The 14510-nt window shown below is 60.6% G+C and carries 21 protein-coding genes and 1 tRNA gene; 5 read left to right on the top strand and 17 right to left on the bottom strand.

Annotated features, from left to right (window positions below; all coding sequences use genetic code 11):
* Positions 1–20 precede the first annotated feature (20 nt).
* From PTE31013_RS22380 to PTE31013_RS22370, 3 genes are all read left to right on the top strand, one after another.
* Entirely contained in the window at positions 21–518 is a 498-nt protein-coding gene (locus PTE31013_RS22380) for a DUF4212 domain-containing protein (protein ID WP_150614844.1), read from the top strand.
* Positions 515–2533, top strand: a complete 2019-nt coding sequence (locus PTE31013_RS22375) for a sodium:solute symporter family protein (protein ID WP_174978681.1) — start codon at positions 515–517, stop codon at positions 2531–2533. Before PTE31013_RS22380 ends, PTE31013_RS22375 begins: the two co-directional genes overlap by 4 nt.
* An 87-nt stretch (positions 2534–2620) precedes the next feature.
* Positions 2621–2711: transfer RNA gene (locus tag PTE31013_RS22370), tRNA-Ser, on the top strand.
* A gap of 69 nt (positions 2712–2780) precedes the next feature.
* Here the strand turns inward: PTE31013_RS22370 and PTE31013_RS22365 are convergent.
* The 15 genes from PTE31013_RS22365 to PTE31013_RS22305 form a co-directional block, all read right to left on the bottom strand.
* Positions 2781–3884, bottom strand: a complete 1104-nt coding sequence (locus tag PTE31013_RS22365; RefSeq protein WP_174978680.1) for a site-specific integrase — start codon at positions 3882–3884, stop codon at positions 2781–2783.
* Entirely contained in the window at positions 3885–4118 is a 234-nt protein-coding gene (locus PTE31013_RS22360) for a DUF4224 domain-containing protein (RefSeq protein WP_150614843.1), read from the bottom strand.
* Between the two features lie 778 nt (positions 4119–4896).
* Positions 4897–5058: a hypothetical protein gene (locus tag PTE31013_RS24955; protein ID WP_174978679.1), complete on the bottom strand. Its 162-nt coding sequence runs from the start codon at positions 5056–5058 to the stop codon at positions 4897–4899.
* Between the two features lie 8 nt (positions 5059–5066).
* Positions 5067–7829: a toprim domain-containing protein gene (locus PTE31013_RS22355; RefSeq protein WP_150614842.1), complete on the bottom strand. Its 2763-nt coding sequence runs from the start codon at positions 7827–7829 to the stop codon at positions 5067–5069.
* A 42-nt stretch (positions 7830–7871) separates the two neighbouring features.
* Positions 7872–8054: a hypothetical protein gene (locus PTE31013_RS22350; protein ID WP_150614841.1), complete on the bottom strand. Its 183-nt coding sequence runs from the start codon at positions 8052–8054 to the stop codon at positions 7872–7874.
* A 77-nt stretch (positions 8055–8131) separates the two neighbouring features.
* Positions 8132–8422 carry a hypothetical protein gene (locus PTE31013_RS22345; RefSeq protein ID WP_150614840.1) on the bottom strand — a complete coding sequence of 97 codons (291 nt, stop codon included), beginning with the start codon at positions 8420–8422 and terminating at the stop codon, positions 8132–8134.
* Positions 8410–8874, bottom strand: a complete 465-nt coding sequence (locus PTE31013_RS22340) for a hypothetical protein (protein WP_150614839.1) — start codon at positions 8872–8874, stop codon at positions 8410–8412. The genes PTE31013_RS22345 and PTE31013_RS22340 overlap by 13 nt, the downstream gene beginning before the upstream one ends.
* A 13-nt stretch (positions 8875–8887) precedes the next feature.
* Positions 8888–9148, bottom strand: a complete 261-nt coding sequence (locus PTE31013_RS22335; RefSeq protein WP_150614838.1) for a hypothetical protein — start codon at positions 9146–9148, stop codon at positions 8888–8890.
* A complete protein-coding gene (locus tag PTE31013_RS24950) occupies positions 9145–9285 on the bottom strand; it encodes a hypothetical protein (RefSeq protein ID WP_174978678.1) in 141 nt (46 codons plus the stop codon). The genes PTE31013_RS22335 and PTE31013_RS24950 overlap by 4 nt, the downstream gene beginning before the upstream one ends.
* A gap of 17 nt (positions 9286–9302) precedes the next feature.
* Entirely contained in the window at positions 9303–9518 is a 216-nt protein-coding gene (locus PTE31013_RS22330; protein ID WP_150614837.1) for a hypothetical protein, read from the bottom strand.
* A gap of 8 nt (positions 9519–9526) precedes the next feature.
* Positions 9527–9910, bottom strand: coding sequence for a hypothetical protein (locus tag PTE31013_RS22325; RefSeq protein ID WP_150614836.1), 384 nt, complete (start codon positions 9908–9910; stop codon positions 9527–9529).
* Between the two features lie 94 nt (positions 9911–10004).
* Positions 10005–10259 carry an Ogr/Delta-like zinc finger protein gene (locus PTE31013_RS22320; RefSeq protein WP_150614835.1) on the bottom strand — a complete coding sequence of 85 codons (255 nt, stop codon included), beginning with the start codon at positions 10257–10259 and terminating at the stop codon, positions 10005–10007.
* Positions 10256–10450, bottom strand: a complete 195-nt coding sequence (locus tag PTE31013_RS22315; RefSeq protein WP_150614834.1) for a hypothetical protein — start codon at positions 10448–10450, stop codon at positions 10256–10258. The genes PTE31013_RS22320 and PTE31013_RS22315 overlap by 4 nt, the downstream gene beginning before the upstream one ends.
* 28 nt (positions 10451–10478) lie before the next feature.
* Positions 10479–10634 (bottom strand): hypothetical protein, encoded by a 156-nt coding sequence (locus tag PTE31013_RS22310; RefSeq protein ID WP_246174827.1) that lies wholly within the window; start codon positions 10632–10634, stop codon positions 10479–10481.
* Positions 10635–10692: 58 nt separating this feature from the next.
* Positions 10693–10896 (bottom strand): hypothetical protein, encoded by a 204-nt coding sequence (locus PTE31013_RS22305; protein ID WP_150614833.1) that lies wholly within the window; start codon positions 10894–10896, stop codon positions 10693–10695.
* A gap of 82 nt (positions 10897–10978) precedes the next feature.
* On the opposite strand from PTE31013_RS22305, the gene PTE31013_RS22300 reads away from it, so the two are divergent.
* Together PTE31013_RS22300 and PTE31013_RS22295 are read left to right on the top strand one after the other, a co-directional pair.
* A complete protein-coding gene (locus PTE31013_RS22300; RefSeq protein ID WP_150614832.1) occupies positions 10979–11398 on the top strand; it encodes a helix-turn-helix domain-containing protein in 420 nt (139 codons plus the stop codon).
* Between the two features lie 576 nt (positions 11399–11974).
* Positions 11975–12766, top strand: coding sequence for a DUF4145 domain-containing protein (locus tag PTE31013_RS22295; RefSeq protein ID WP_150614831.1), 792 nt, complete (start codon positions 11975–11977; stop codon positions 12764–12766).
* A 31-nt stretch (positions 12767–12797) separates the two neighbouring features.
* Here PTE31013_RS22295 and PTE31013_RS22290 read toward each other — a convergent pair whose 3' ends face one another.
* Together PTE31013_RS22290 and PTE31013_RS22285 are read right to left on the bottom strand one after the other, a co-directional pair.
* Positions 12798–13937: a phage late control D family protein gene (locus PTE31013_RS22290; RefSeq protein ID WP_246174826.1), complete on the bottom strand. Its 1140-nt coding sequence runs from the start codon at positions 13935–13937 to the stop codon at positions 12798–12800.
* Positions 13938–13966: 29 nt separating this feature from the next.
* The gene (locus tag PTE31013_RS22285) at positions 13967–14500 is read right to left on the bottom strand and encodes a phage tail protein (RefSeq protein ID WP_150614830.1); all 534 of its coding nucleotides are present in this window, start codon (positions 14498–14500) and stop codon (positions 13967–13969) included.
* Between the last annotated feature and the right edge of the window lie 10 nt (positions 14501–14510).

Genomic DNA, 14510 nt, shown 5'->3' with positions numbered 1-14510 from the left:
GCGCGGATTCCTGGGCGGCTATGGCAAATCGCTCGCAGACCGGCCCGGCCGGCAAGGCCGACCCGGCGGGCGCAAGCGGGCCGCCGGGCCTTGCGGCCGGAGGCTCGCTGCCCGATGTCGATTGGCATGGGGCGGCGGCTGGCATTGCGGCGCGTCACTGGCGGCGCACCTTGCGGCGGGTGGCGGTGCTCATGGCGATTGGCTTCGTGGTGACCTTCGTGCCGCAGTTCTGGGCACGCGAATGGGCCACGGTGCGATTTGCCGGGTGGCCGCTGCCGTTCTACATGGGGGCCCAGGGGGCGATCCTGATCGACATTGGCCTGATCGTCGCCTATGCGTTGCTGCAGCGGCGTAACGACGCGCGCTACCATCGTGAACTACAGGCATTGCGCGATGCCCATCGCGTCAGTCTCGGCCAGGATGGCGGCGGCACGCCCCCGCCTGCGGCGCGTTCGACATCCCTGGGGGCGTCCTCTCGTTCCTCCTCTCGCGCCGAGTCGGCGCCGACCTCCCGATGAGTTTCACGCGCAGGATGCTGCGCTATTACGTGTATTACACGGCGGGATTCCTCTCGTTCGTGCTGATGATGGGTCTGCTTGAGCGGGTCAATGGCCCGGGCGTGTGGATCGGTTACGCCTTCCTGTTCGTGACGATTGCCGTGTACGCGGTGATTGGCCTGATCTCCCGGACGTCGGACGCTGCCGAGTACTACGTGGCGGGGCGTCGTGTTCCGCCGGTATTCAATGGCATGGCGTGCGCGGCGGACTGGATGAGCGCGGCGTCGTTCATGGGGTTGGCGGGATCGTTGTACGTGTCGGGCTACGATGGTCTGGCGTACGTGATGGGATGGACGGGCGGCTACTGTCTGGTGGCGTTCCTGCTTGCTCCGTACCTGCGCAAGATGGGGCGCTACACGGTGCCCGACTTTCTTGGCACGCGCTACGACAGCAATGTGGTGCGGGGGTTGGGCGTTTTCTCGACCATTCTGTGTTCGTTCGTTTATCTCGTGGCGCAGATTCAGGGGGTAGGGCTGATCGCGTCGAGATTCATCGGTGTGGAGTTCACCATTGGCATTTTCTTCGGGTTGGCGGGCATTCTCGTGTGCTCGTTCCTCGGGGGCATGCGCGCCGTGACGTGGACGCAGGTGGCGCAGTACATCATCATGATCACGGCGTTCCTGGTGCCGACGGCCATGATTGGCCATCAGACGGGTAACGGTTGGTTCCCGCAGTTCAGCTATGGTACGGCGTTGGCGAAGGTCGAGGCGCTGGAGCGAGAGATTCAGCAGTCGGTGCCTGAGCGCGAGGTGCGCGACTACTATCGTGAGCAGGCGGAGCAGATGCAGCGCCGGCTGGACGGCTTGCCGGACAGCTTTTATGGCGAGCGTGCGGAGCTGGAGCGGCAGTTGCTGGATACGAAGCGTCGCAATGGGCCGTTGCGTGACGTGAAGGTTCTCGAGGCGAAGCTCGACGCGTTCCCGCGCGACGTCGGCGACGCGCAGAACCGGTGGCTGGAGATGCGCAATCAGTATGTGGAGCGCAGCGAGCCGCAGCACGCGATGACGGAGCCGTTTCCGGCGCGGGACGACACGACGCGCAGTGCACAGCGTTTGAACTTTCTGTTGCTGATGGCGTGCCTGATGATTGGTACGGCGAGTTTGCCGCACATCTTGACGCGCTATGGGACGACGGCGACGGTGCAGGGTGCGCGCAGTTCCGTGGGGTGGACGCTGTTCTTCGTGGCGCTGCTGTATGTGAGTGCGCCGGCGTTGGCGGTGATGCTCAAGTACGACGTGCTGTTGCATCTGGCGGGCGCGCGGTACGAGAATCTGCCGGGGTGGGTGATGCAGTGGCGGCACGCGACGCCGGTGCAGTTGGATATCTCGGATGTGTACCGAGACGGGGTGGTGCAGTGGGGGGAGATCTGGATGCAGCCGGACATGCTGGTGTTGGCGGGGCCGGAGATCGCGGGGTTGCCGTACGTCATTTCGGGGTTGGTGGCGGCTGGGGCATTGGCGGCGGTGTTGTCGACGGCGGACGGGTTGTTGCTGACGATAGCGAATGCGTTATCGCACGACGTCTACTTTCACATGGTGGATCGGAATGCGTCGAGTCAGAAGCGGGTGACGACGTCGAAGATATTGTTGTTATGCGTGGCGATGTTTGCGTCGTATGTGACGTCGCTGAACCTGGGGAATATTTTGTTCCTGGTGGGGGCGGCGTTTTCGTTGGCGGCGTCGTGTTTGTTCCCGGCGTTGGTGTTGGGGGTGTTCTGGAAGCGCACGACGCGGCTGGGCGCGACGGCGGGAATGGTGAGCGGGTTGCTGGTGTGTGTGTATTACATCATGACGACGTACCCGTTCTTCACGCGTTTGACGGGATTCGTCGGGGCGCGCTGGTGGGGGGTGGATCCGATTTCGGCGGGGGCGTTCGGGGTACCGGCGGGGTTTGCTGTGGCGATCGTATTCAGTTGGCTGGGTAAGCGTCCGAGCGAGCGTGACCGGCAACTGGTGGACCATCTTCGTCGCCCGTGACGACGCGGGGCTGGAGGTGAATTTGGCAGGGTTCGCACGAAAGGGTATGGGATGTTGCCGATGATCTGCTATAATTCGCGACCTTCAGGAGAGATGGATGAGCGGTTTAAGTCGCACGCCTGGAAAGCGTGTATAGGTTAATAGCCTATCCGGGGTTCGAATCCCCGTCTCTCCGCCACCTTATTTCATATGGGTTTCCGGGCAGTTCAGGAAGTCCGTCTGTGTCACAGATCGGGTGTTGTGTCATTCAACCCGGTTTCTTGAGCGGATTCACACGCTCGGCCTTCCGACGATAGATGCGTTGCGTTGTTCTGCTGTCTGCATGAGATAGCAGGGCACGCGCTTGCTCGAGCGACTCGGCATCGCTTGCCGCCTTGGCGCGAATGTCATGCTCGCTGAACGGGATCGTCACCTTCGTTTCTGCCATCACGCGAGCCATGAAATCGCCCCAGAGTGACTCCCATCCGCCCGCGCGCCCGTGGTCCTTGACGTAGCATTCGCCCTTGCGGGTGCAGAAGAGCCAGCGTGATGTCGCGACCGGACGAGCGGCCTGAGCTTCGGCGACAGCGGCGCGCAGATCGTCGTTCCAGAGGTACAGCGTGCGTTTACCTGTGCTGTTCTTGGTCTTATGCCGTTGGACGTGAATGCCGTCATCGAGGATATGCTCGTCGGGTTCTAAGCGCAGCAGATCGCCGCGTGACAGGCCGGTCAGCACTTTCACTCGGATGTATGCTTGCACCGCCCGTACGCCGCCTAACTTACGTTTCGGCTCGATGGCGAGGCATTCGGCGATTTCCCAATCCTCAACGTACCGGTCTCGTGGCTGCTTGCTCTTGAGGCGCACCTCGTGTGCGAATGGATGCCGCTTGATATAGCCCCACTCGACAGCTTTCGTGTATGCGTGCGAAAGCACCTCAATTTCGTGCAACGCTGCGGTGTATGCCTTCTCTCGCTTCACTCCACCGTCAGCCGTCTTCACGGTCTTCGTGCGAGCATCTGCATAGGTGTAGATGTGGTGCGGCTCGACGGCGCTGAGGGGCCATGATCCGAACGTGACGCGCAGCTTCTTGAGCGCTTGCAGGTTAAGCGTCTGTGTTGTGTTTGCCTTCGTCGGGATCACTTCCAGCGCATAGCGGTTCAGCAACTCGCCAACATTGCGCGCGGAATCGAGCGAGCCGATGCGGTTCGCCCATTCCCTATAGGCTTCCGGCAAGGTCTTGCCCAGTCGGAACCGCTTCTTGTTATCCCACAGGCGTTCGAGGCCAGGTGGCACCCGGTAGTAGTAAGCACCGTGAGTGAACTGCCAGCGAACTGGTAGCGGCATGTTTTCCTTATTACGTTTGCGAGGCATTTAGAGAGTGCTCCTATCGATCTCGTAGACGCGTTGGCGCGTCTGCGTTTTGGTCACGCCGCCAAGCGACTGCTCCACATGCGCGCGGAGCACGAGCATGCTGCCGTCCGGCCGCACTTTGTGCTCGATCCCGAGCGCCGAAAGTACAAGCGCCTGCGACTTATATCTGACACGACCGGTCATCTCGCGAATCTCGTCTTTGGTCAGAAATATGGGCGTCACGAGCAGACTCATGCCACCTCCCTCGGATACGCGTTCGTTACCCGGCCGACGAGCGAGGCTTTCCGGTCGATCCGTTGCCGCTCGACCTGCTGCGCGGACGTGACCACAGGCAGCGCAACTCGTGGATTCGTGGATTGGCCGCCAATGAATGTTAATTCGTTGAATATTAACGAAATATTTTCCACGAGTTTCCACGAGTCGACTCGTGGAAGGGGGTAAAACTCGTGGATTAAAAAATAGGCAGCTTTGCTGACTCGTGGAAAAGATGCCCCGACTCGTGGATGCTGGTTTGTGCGCCGTTCGATCCCTTTCTTCTCTGCTTTCTCTTTCTTCTTCAATAATTTAAGAGAGAGAGAGGTATAGAGACAGGGTGAAACTCGCAAAATACGACTCGTGGAAAAAATTGGGTGACCCGTGGAAAAAGCACCACGACTCGTGAGGCATGTCGCTTCAGGAATCAATGACTTAGCGACACCGGTAGGCAAAATCCACGAGTTATTTGCGCTCCCCGACGTACCCTTGCGCAAAATCGGCTCCCGGCCGGCCCCCTCCTTCACGGTCGGCAGTTCCCCGCGCCGACTAACACTCGCGGGGGGTACGGGGGAGTCGAGGAAGGTCGACGTAGGCGCGCTGACCACGCTACCCATCTGAAGGCGCGTACCTCCGACCAGAATCGCCCGGGCACGCGCCCCGTAGGACGTCCCATGCGCCGGGCGGGCCGTTGGCCCGGCAGCCGGGGATTGATCGAATACAGCGGCCGTACCGGCCGCGAATGGAACGATGCGGGGCATTACCATGCCCCCGCGAGACCGTCGAGCTGACGCAAGGCGCAGTTGGCCAGGACGCCATCGTGGTATTGGAGCGCGATCATGAGGAAGTGCCGGAGCACGATGCGCCGGCCGATGCGGCGTCCAGTGATGAGGCACAAGACACCGCCGGAGTACGAGATCATTATGGGGTTCACTTGTCGTTACGGATGGCCACGGCCAGGCCGAAGTTCTTGATGCGGTCGAGCGAGATCGCCGACAGGTAGTTGACGCGGCGGTTGTGGATCGTTCGCTCTTGCTCTTTCTCGCCGACGATGACGCCGGCGGACTGGATCTGCTTCTTGAACACGCGGTCACTCTTGACCGGCAGGCCGTTCCATTTCTCGCGCAGCGATGAGGAGTGCGCGATGTGGTCCATGACGTGGCTCGTGCGCACGAGTAGGCATGGTTCGCCGTCGACGTCGTCGAAGGTGTAGGGGTGTTTGAAGTTGCTGGCGTCAATCTCGGAAAGCGCGGTCTCCATGATCCAGACCCATGGCTCACGGTCGGCGCTCGTCTCGGCGATGTGCGTGTTCATCTCGGTCAGCAGATCTTTCGGGAAGCCGCCTTCGTCGCGGTCCATGCCCGCGAACTCGCTCAGATAGCCCCATGCGAGCAGCACGGCCGCATAGTTACCTGCCATGCGCATCGCCCCGTCGTCGCTACCGCTTGCACGGCTTCTGCTCAGACAGTAATCGCGCAGATCGCGGTACTTGGCCAGCACCTCGAGGCGATTCAGGCTGGCCAGGAATTCGAGCCACTGGCGCAACGGGAACCGCGGAAGATCGTCGGGCATCATCGGCCCCTTCTTGCCGGTCAACGTGGTGCGCACCAACTTGCCGAGCAGGCTACGCACGGGCACGTCTTCGCCGGCGAGCATGACGGGTGCCGACAACAGGTATTCGGTCATGTCGGTGCCGCGTCGCGTCACCGTGTACTGGTAGTTCTCTTGCAGCAGGCCGACTGCCTTGTCGATGACGTCCTGGCGGCGCGCTGACAGTTCTTCCCATCCGACCGGATGGCTCGTGTGGCTGATGCTGGTGAGCAGACGGAATTCGGTCTGCAGGCTCTGGCCCGAGAACATCGTGAAGGCGAGCGTGCGCTCAAGCCGCTTGATAAGCGTCGATTTACCCGCGCCCTTGTCAGCCTGCACGGTCATATGCGGCCAGAAGCCCAGGAGCGCCTTCAGGTGCCCCCCGAGCGACCAAATCAGGGGAATTGTCGCTGCGTTCTGCCGGAACGTCTCCTGGTACGCATTGACGACTTTGCGCGCGTCGGTGGATGGCCCGGAAGGGAAGGTCAGGTTGTGATACGGGCACTGTTTGTCTGCCTCGGTGAAATAGCAGTCCGGCCCCTCGTTGACGATGAGTTGGCCATCGCGCCAGGCGAGGCCCACGAAGTTGGCCGCGTGGCGCGCGCCGAGGTGCGCGGTGCGCTCGAGAATGTTCACCATGCGCTTGAACGGCGCCGGCGACCAGATCGGCCCGAACTTGCCCCACTGGTCGACGTTGTGGAGCTGGTCATCGAGCATGACCTTGCGGATGAGCTTGGCTCCGTGGCGCGGCGTCTGCACCGATACGGCGAAATAGACGGTCGGGGACTGGTCGGGATCTCCGGTCATGGTCGACGTCGCGCTGGCAACGGATACTCGACTTAGCGACGCGATACGAAAGCCGGCCAGGTCATTGATGACCGGAGTTTCCACCTCGGTCTCTTCGTTCTTATTCATCTTCGACACATAGCTGGTGAAGTCGGGCCGCACCCTGAATTTCCAGTACTGCGCGAAGTCATGCGACGGTAGGAACACGCGCTTCTTGCCCTTCACCTTGTCGTCACCGGCGAGGCCGGCAATGAGCCAGTGCTCGAGCGTTTCCAGCGCTCGGGCAAGCTTCTGCGCGCCACGCAGGCGCAGGTAATCGTTCACGTCGTTGATCGGCTGGTGCTCCGTAGATCCGTCGGCGAGATCCGCCGACCAGTGCGCCTGGTCGACAAGCATCGCGCTGATGTTCATGGCGGTCAGGCGTTCGTGCAGTGCCCACGCAGCCTCGGGGCCGGGGCGGTGGCCCGCGCGCGGCTTGCCTTCTTCGATGGGTTCATCGTTGTCGAAACAGATGACGACCTGCTTGTCCTGGAGAAACGAAAAGTCGATGTGTTGGACGTTGCCGATGCCACGCATGGCGAACGACGCGGTGCCAGGGATGCCACACGTATCTACAGACAGCGCATTGACGGCGCTTTCCACAACGACGACGCGATGTGCGCGCTTGAGCTTGCGCCAGTCAGCCGTCCAGCCGTGGCCGTCCTTGGCCCCTTGGGTTTGCGTCTTGACGCCACCATTCGCGGCCGGATCGAGGTAACGCATGTCGATGGCGACAATCTGACCGGTTTCCTGGGTGCGAACGATGAAGGCGGCGGCGGGGCCACCATACCCAACGTTTCCGCTGGAGAGTTGCTGGCTGGTCCAGTCGTTGAATCCGAGCGACCTGGTTGCGATAGCCGCATCCAAAGCGGCGTCGCAGATCTCGCGACCTTTCAGATACTCGCGCGCTCGTTCTCTGCCGGCCAGGCAGCGGTCAGCGATGTAGTCCAGCTTGCCCTTGCGTTCTTGCTCTTTCGCCTCCGGCTTGTCGAAAGCGATGCCGAAGGCTTCGTGCAACCAGCGCATTGCTTCGCCGACGGTGCCACCGCGCACGTAGATAACGAGATCCACGCACGAGCCGCCCTCGCCGGAGCTGTGATCTTTCCAGCATGTGCCGTGCTTCGGGTGGTCCTGCAAGATCGAGAGCGACGGGCTCTTGTCCTCATGTTTCGGCGAGTGATAGAGCGCCTTGTCACCGCCTGGCGCGCGTTTGAGTCCGAGGCGCTCCGCAAGCTCGTGAAGGTTAATGCGCAGTTTCAGTTGCTCGATGGATGCCATTTATCTATTCGGTATGAGAGAAGCCGGCTCGCGCCGGCGGGATTACTTTTTGCGTTGTCGGGATGGGGAGGCTGCTGGCTTGCCGTTGAGCCATTCGCGGAAGGGGCCGCGGACTTTCTCAACGAAGAGGCGAGCGGCGCGTTCGTCGGTATCCAGCTCGGCGCGTGAGTTGATCTCGCAGGCGAGATAGATGAACTCGATGGCATCCTCCTCGGCGGCGGGCATGCCGCCAAGCTCGCAGAGCCAACGATGGAAGTCCGGCGACGCGCACCAAATACCGGCGAGTTGTGCGAGGCCCCTCATCACGTGCAGCCCTTCTCAGTTCGATAAGGAGCTGCAGGACGCTGGAGCGCGAGCTGCGTATCGCTATCAAGCAATGTCAGCGCGATCTCGGTACGCAGCAAGGCAATGAATTTCTCGTCCGTATCGATACTCGCGAGGATTTGCGCGAGTTGGCCGTGTTTGATGGTCGCTTCGATAAAGTCAAACGCTCTTTGACATAGGCTGGCGATGCTCGGTGGGAGATCCCATTCAGCCACGACTCCTAGATCGCCCATCAGGTGGACGAGGTCACCGAAAGTCATCGGTTGCATGTGAAGACCTCTCCGGCTGGAACTCGTTGTGCGGTGGTGAGCGCGAACTCGTGCGCTGCGAGCTGCTCGCGACGTGTTGTGATCTTCTGTAGATCGTCCGTGATGGTCAGGCCCCGCGCGATGGCGCGGAATTGGTCGCCGGTGACACCGAGGCGCTTGTCCGCCAGGTATCGCTTCCCAACCTCGGAAACTGCGATAGCTGCGTCGGAAAGCGCTTCGCGCACGTCCGGGGTGAAGTAGGCGACGGCGAGCGCCTGGCCCACGTTGATGCGAAAAGCCAGCGTGTGCCAGGACTCCTCGGTCGCAGAGCCGGTGCGCAGCTTCTCGAGCTCCTCGTGCGGCACGAGCATGAGCTGACATTCGGCTGCGCCGTTGTGGCAAAGAATGACCGGGATGCGGCGTTCGGTCGGAACGTAGGCGCGGCGTTGTTTGCGGTGCTTGCTGGTCGGCATGTTCTTCTCCCGATCAAGCGTGACCTGCCGGAAATTCCGACAGCTCGACCACGAAGGGAACGACTAGGCGCTCCACGGTGAGACCAAAGCCATACGTCCACCCGCCGTCCATCTGCGGGAGCGGGCAAACAGTGGGCCGGTAGCCGAGGGCGTGGCCCGCGTCGATGGCCTCCTCAAGCGTGCGGCCGCGATGCGCGAGCATGAAAGCGACAGCGGCGGCGGGCACCAGGAACTCGGGAAAGGAGACGGGCAGGCCGAAGGTGCGAATGTTCATCGGACACCCCCAAACCACGCGACGATGCGTGCCACCAAGCGACGGATGCCGCGCTGACGGACATAGGGGCCGTCGATGGTGTAGCCGCCGAGGGCGGTGCGGTGAATCAGGTCACAACGGGTCTTGCGGTGGCGCATGATTACTCCTGCTACGGTTAATCGCGGTCGCCGGCGGCACGACGTTTTACGTCGACGCTGGCAGGTTCGCGAGGTGTGGGCAGTTGTCGAGCTGCGCGGTTGAACAACGCGCGGTAGACGACTGCCAAGGTGGTTTGCATCATTGGTGATGAGAAGCCGTCGTATCCCGCAGAAGCGTCGACGGCATGCAGCGCACGTTGACGGTCGGCGTCGGTGACGTCGTGGATCGCCATCGCGCTTCTCAAGAAAGGCGGCTGGTGTAATGCAGGTCTACGGAGACTGCGATCCGGAGTCGGCCCTTTTTCAGGCGGACGGTGTAAGTCGACTGATAGTCATGGCGAGAGGTCTCCTCGAAGCCGATCTCCAGCAACGTCTCGTGCACCCGAACTGGCACATAGACCAGCCATCCCGAAACCTTGATCTCACGGTTAAAGAGGGGCCGGATACTGTGGGTATCGCAGTTGAATGCGCAGCGTTCTTTCAGTGCTTCCAGTACTGGCTCCAGCAACTTGAGCCGCGCAGTCATGCCGGCAATTTCCTTGATGCGATAGGCGTGACGTTCATTTTCGTCGGCAATCATTTGCTGGATGAGGGATAGCTTGGCGGTACCCGATGAGCGCTTCATTTCGATCTCCTCTTAGAAAATTTGGGCAAAAAAATCCCCTCGCGCCGTAGGGGCACGATGCGAGGGGCAACTCGGGGTGATTCAGTTGTGCGCGTTACTCGCTACTGTCCAGCAGGTCCATCTGCCGGACGTCGGTTTCTTGCAGCTTTGCCTTACCCGCCGGGATAAACACCGTGGGGTCAGGTGACTGGCTCGGTGCCAGCGTGTGAACGATGGAGAGGAGCGCCATGCAGGTGAAGGCGCATTCGACGTTCTCACACTGGAAGTACAGCTGGCTCGTCTGGCGAGTCATGATTCGGCTGGTGCGGATCTTCAATCGTCGCGCGCAGTGCGGACAAACCAGTTTCATTGCGCACGTCCTTGCTTCTTCACTTCGTACATCGCGCGTCGCCGACCTGCGACGCGCTCCATCTGTTCACGCATGCGGGCCTTCAACAGCCACGTTGCTGCCTCTTCGATGCTCGGCAAATTGAGCGTGCGGCGGATTTCTTCGATCAACTCCAGCTCGCTGTCGCTGACGGCAATTTCAAGTTCCGGCATCTGATGAGCGGCTCTTCGTCGACTTCGATTACGCGGCGTCGCGCGATACATTGCTCGCCAGGCCAAACGCTTCGGACGCCTGGCGCAGCAGCAGCTGGCGGGCGAGCGTGGCCGGCTGTTCGCCGAGGTACTGCGCCATCGATGTGATGATGGCCAGCTCTGCGTCGTTGAGCCGCAGCGTCATTCGGTTGTCGCGGACACTTTTCGGATCTAGATACACGGTGGCCTCCATTCGGAGCGGATCAAGAACGGGATCCGGCCTGCGCCTTATAGACGGAGAGGCCGAGCAAGACGAGGCGACGCACGATGCTTGAGGCCGAGCAGCGCTCCGCGTCAGAAACGCGCAGAACTTCGTCGCGCTCGTTGGAAGTGAGGCGGGTGTAGAGCGGCTTGTCCGACATAACGCCGCGAGGGGCGCGGCGTAGCGGCTTCTTTTCAGAGGTCATGGCGATATACTTGGGACGATTAACCTTGCACAAACCAATAGTACACACCGTTCGGTTTGTACGTCAACAGAAAACACACCAAATGGAAAGTATTGGTGAGCGGCTGCGTGCCGAGAGAAAGCGCCTTGCTCTCAGCCTGAAGGCATTCGGTGCGCTGGGGGGGGTGTCGGAAAAGACGATGGTTCTCTATGAAAAAGGCGAACGGACGCCCGATGTCGGCTTCCTGGCTAATCTCTCTGAGAGCGGCGTCGATGCGCTTTTTGTCGTTACCGGGCGGCCGGATGCCTCAGTGCTTTCCGCCGATGAAGTGGATTTGGTGCGTCGCTACCGCGATGCGCCGGATGTAGTGAAAGCCGCAGCCATTGCCGCACTGACGGCAGGCGCAGCACCAAGCAGCAGCAAGTACCAGATGAATTTCGGCGGCGCCACGATTGGAAATCAAACAGTGGGTGACGTGAAGATCAAATCGCGAAAGGTCGTCGGCGTCGATAAAAAGAAGTAACAGCAGTAACCGACCAGACTGACCTATCACGCAAATTCGGGGTTTAGCGAGGCATGGTCAGGCAACAGATTTTTTTTTGGGCGACGTCGGGAACGTCGCCGGTCACGACGTTAGTATTGCAGCTCGATCAACTGTCGGTGTGCGCTCCAGTGGCGAGGAGAAGGCGAGACAACGTCTTCAGACCGCTGCGGAGCTCGCAGCCAGCATCTACGGCGAAGTGGATCAACGTACGTTGCGCAATGCGGCGAACGGCCCGATGACCGGGGCCATACTCGTCCGACGCAGCCCAACGTGCTCTGGCTGCCCTGCACGTGGGCGAAGGTGGATGAAATGGGCGGCAATCGCTATGGTCGCGATTTCCATTGCGATAGGTTGGCTAGCGTTTGCAATCACCACCCCTTCCAACGATGCGCCGATATGTCACTACGAGGGACGCGCTTATTCAATTGGCAGTTTAATCATCGTGCCGAATCGGCAGGGTAGAGAGTGTCGGGAATCGGAAGCGCGCCGCGGTGCGAACTGGTATCCGGTACGCGTTGACTAAGCGCCACGCGAAATTTTCTCAGGAGTAGTTCCTTGACGCAGATCGCCCCACCTTCATTTTCGAACCCGCGCTTCAACTGCCCTCACTGCGGCGCGTTTTCCGCACACACTTGGTACGAAAGTCTTGCTTTTTCGACTGCCAAAGATTCGCTCGCCAATATCGCGCAGGCACTCATTTCAGGTCGAACGCTGTCCGAGCGACCGAAAGTCGGAGATAGTCATTCGTTACACTTGCGGCAGATCGGCCCAATTGCGGTATTTATCCAGAATCGGGGTGTGCGCGAGATTCGGTACGGCGCTGGGCTGAACTTGAGCAAATGCGAAAGCTGCGATGGGATTGCTGTCTGGGTAGCGGAGGCCATGATCTACCCGGAACTATCTTCGTGTCCTCCGCCGAATGAAGACCTAGCCGACGATATCAAGGCCGACTATAACGAGGCCAGGGCTATTGTTGAAAAATCGCCGCGAGGTGCCGCAGCGTTACTGCGACTGTGTCTTCAAAAATTATGCGGACAATTAGGATACCAAGGTCTTTCGATTGATGCAGCGATTGCAAAACTCTATGCCGACAAGGTGGACCCACGCTTGATTATGGTGATGGATATTGTACGGGTCTATGGAAACAATGCGGTGCATCCTGGAGAGTTGGATCTCCGTGATGACAGAGATATAGCGATAAAGTTGTTTCAATTGATCAACGTGCTCGCCGGCGAGTTGCTCTCAACGCCGAAGCAAATTGCAGCGATGTTCGGTGCGCTCCCTGAAGGAGCAAAAGAAGCTGCGGAGCGACGGAACCAGAAGGCAACTGGCGCGCGGGATAAATAGGCGTTCCGCGTCCGACCGTTCGGTGGTGTATTCAAGGATCGGCAGCCTCGTCTGGTACCTCGGTCGCCTTGATTTCCAGCTCAATTTGCGTCGTGAAGCCACCGTGTGCGTCGAGCGTGTGGCGTGTCTTCGCGAGTATCCAGTCCGTGCTATCGATCTGCGGCTTGATTCCGCGAATCGTCACCGGAACCTCGGGGAACAGCCCAGCGTCGCCCCGGGCCAGCGTCATCGAGAAGCTCGCGACCCCACGCTGAATGCGTTGCCACTCAGATCGCGCGGCGCGCATCGCGTTCGTCTTGCTGGCATAGGTGTGCCGCAACTCCTTGGTGTTGCCGGTTGGTTCGACAACGGGAGCCTCTGGCTTTTTCCTCTTGCCCTTCTGGCTCTTGTTGCCGGAGGTGTTCGTCGACGTCGATGTGCTCTTCTCGGTTACGGCCGTGACCACCACTTGCCCCTTCTTCGCCGCGCGCGTGTCCTGGTAATACGCGACAACGGAATCGAACGACTCGCGATCTACAACGGAGAAGTGATGGCGGTCTCCGCTCTGTCTGGTGATGGTCATCGGGCGGAGTGGTTTGCCGGATGCCGTCAACGATTGCCCGATTTTCGTGAACAGCAGCTTGTCGGCTTTGACCGTCGCGATGGCGTCAAACATCTTCGACACTCTGGTGAGGAAACTCGCGTCCGACTCGCCGGTTTGGTCGATGTGAGAGAGCAGTTGGTTCGCCAGGGCCGACGCGATCATGGCGCCGAGGTTGTGGCGCTGTGCGATGAGGTTCACCAGGTCGAGCAGGGAGACGTTGTGATAGGACGTTTCTCGCTTCGTGGTGAGGCCAGATCGCAGGTCCGCGCTGCGCGCGCGGATGATGAGTCGGTCCGGCGGGCCTTCGTGCGTAATCTCATCGACAACAAACTTTCCTTTGTCGACCAGGCCCTCGTGTTGCCAGCCAAACGCGACCGCCAACTTAGCGCCGCGCGACGGCAGCTCCAGCGCACCGTCCGAGTCGTCCAGCTCGATGTCGAGCTGGTCGGCCGTGAAGCCACGGTTCTCTTCCAGAGTGAGGCTGATGAGCCGGCCGGTGAACGCGCCGGTGATGTCCTTACCGTCCTTGGTGATACGGTAGATTGGCACCGGCGCCAGATCGTCCTGCGCGCCGAAGACCTTGCCCAACATGCCAGTGGCCGTGCCCAAGAGATCCATCACAGCACCTTTCCTACGACGTCGCCGGCAATGCCTCCAACCACGTTGCCACCCAGGCCACCGACAACGCCGCCGACCAGACCACCAGCGCTTCCCAATAGATTGCCGGCAAGCCCGCCCAGAAGGCTGGTGGCGAGTCCCATGAGGCGCAGGTCGTAGTTGTCGGCGCGCTTGAACGTCGCCGTGAACTCGATGCGCCGTGGGGCTCCGTTGTCGAAGAACAGCGAACTGGTGGTCTCCAGGCTCTCGAGCGTGTACATGCCATAGATGGTGCCCGATCCCTCGAGCATCGGCCACGCCTTGCCCTGGGAGCCGAGCAGCTCGAGCATCTTGAGCGACATGCGCCCACCGGTCAGCTCGGGCAGCAGTGTCCCCTTCAGCGTGATCGGGTCTTCATCGACACCGATGAACTGCCGCGCCGGCCGCAAGCCGACACGCGGGTTTGCCGCGAAGCGCCAGTTGATCTGGCGGGTGAACTCCTGGTAGGCGACCGTGTTCAACGTGAACACGAACAGCCCGTAAGCCATCATCATGATCTACCTC

Source organism: Pandoraea terrigena (assembly GCF_902459705.1).
GTDB classification, from domain to species: domain Bacteria; phylum Pseudomonadota; class Gammaproteobacteria; order Burkholderiales; family Burkholderiaceae; genus Pandoraea; species Pandoraea terrigena.
Note: the sequence above shows the minus strand (reverse complement) of the source record. Positions and strands in the feature narration are given on the sequence as shown.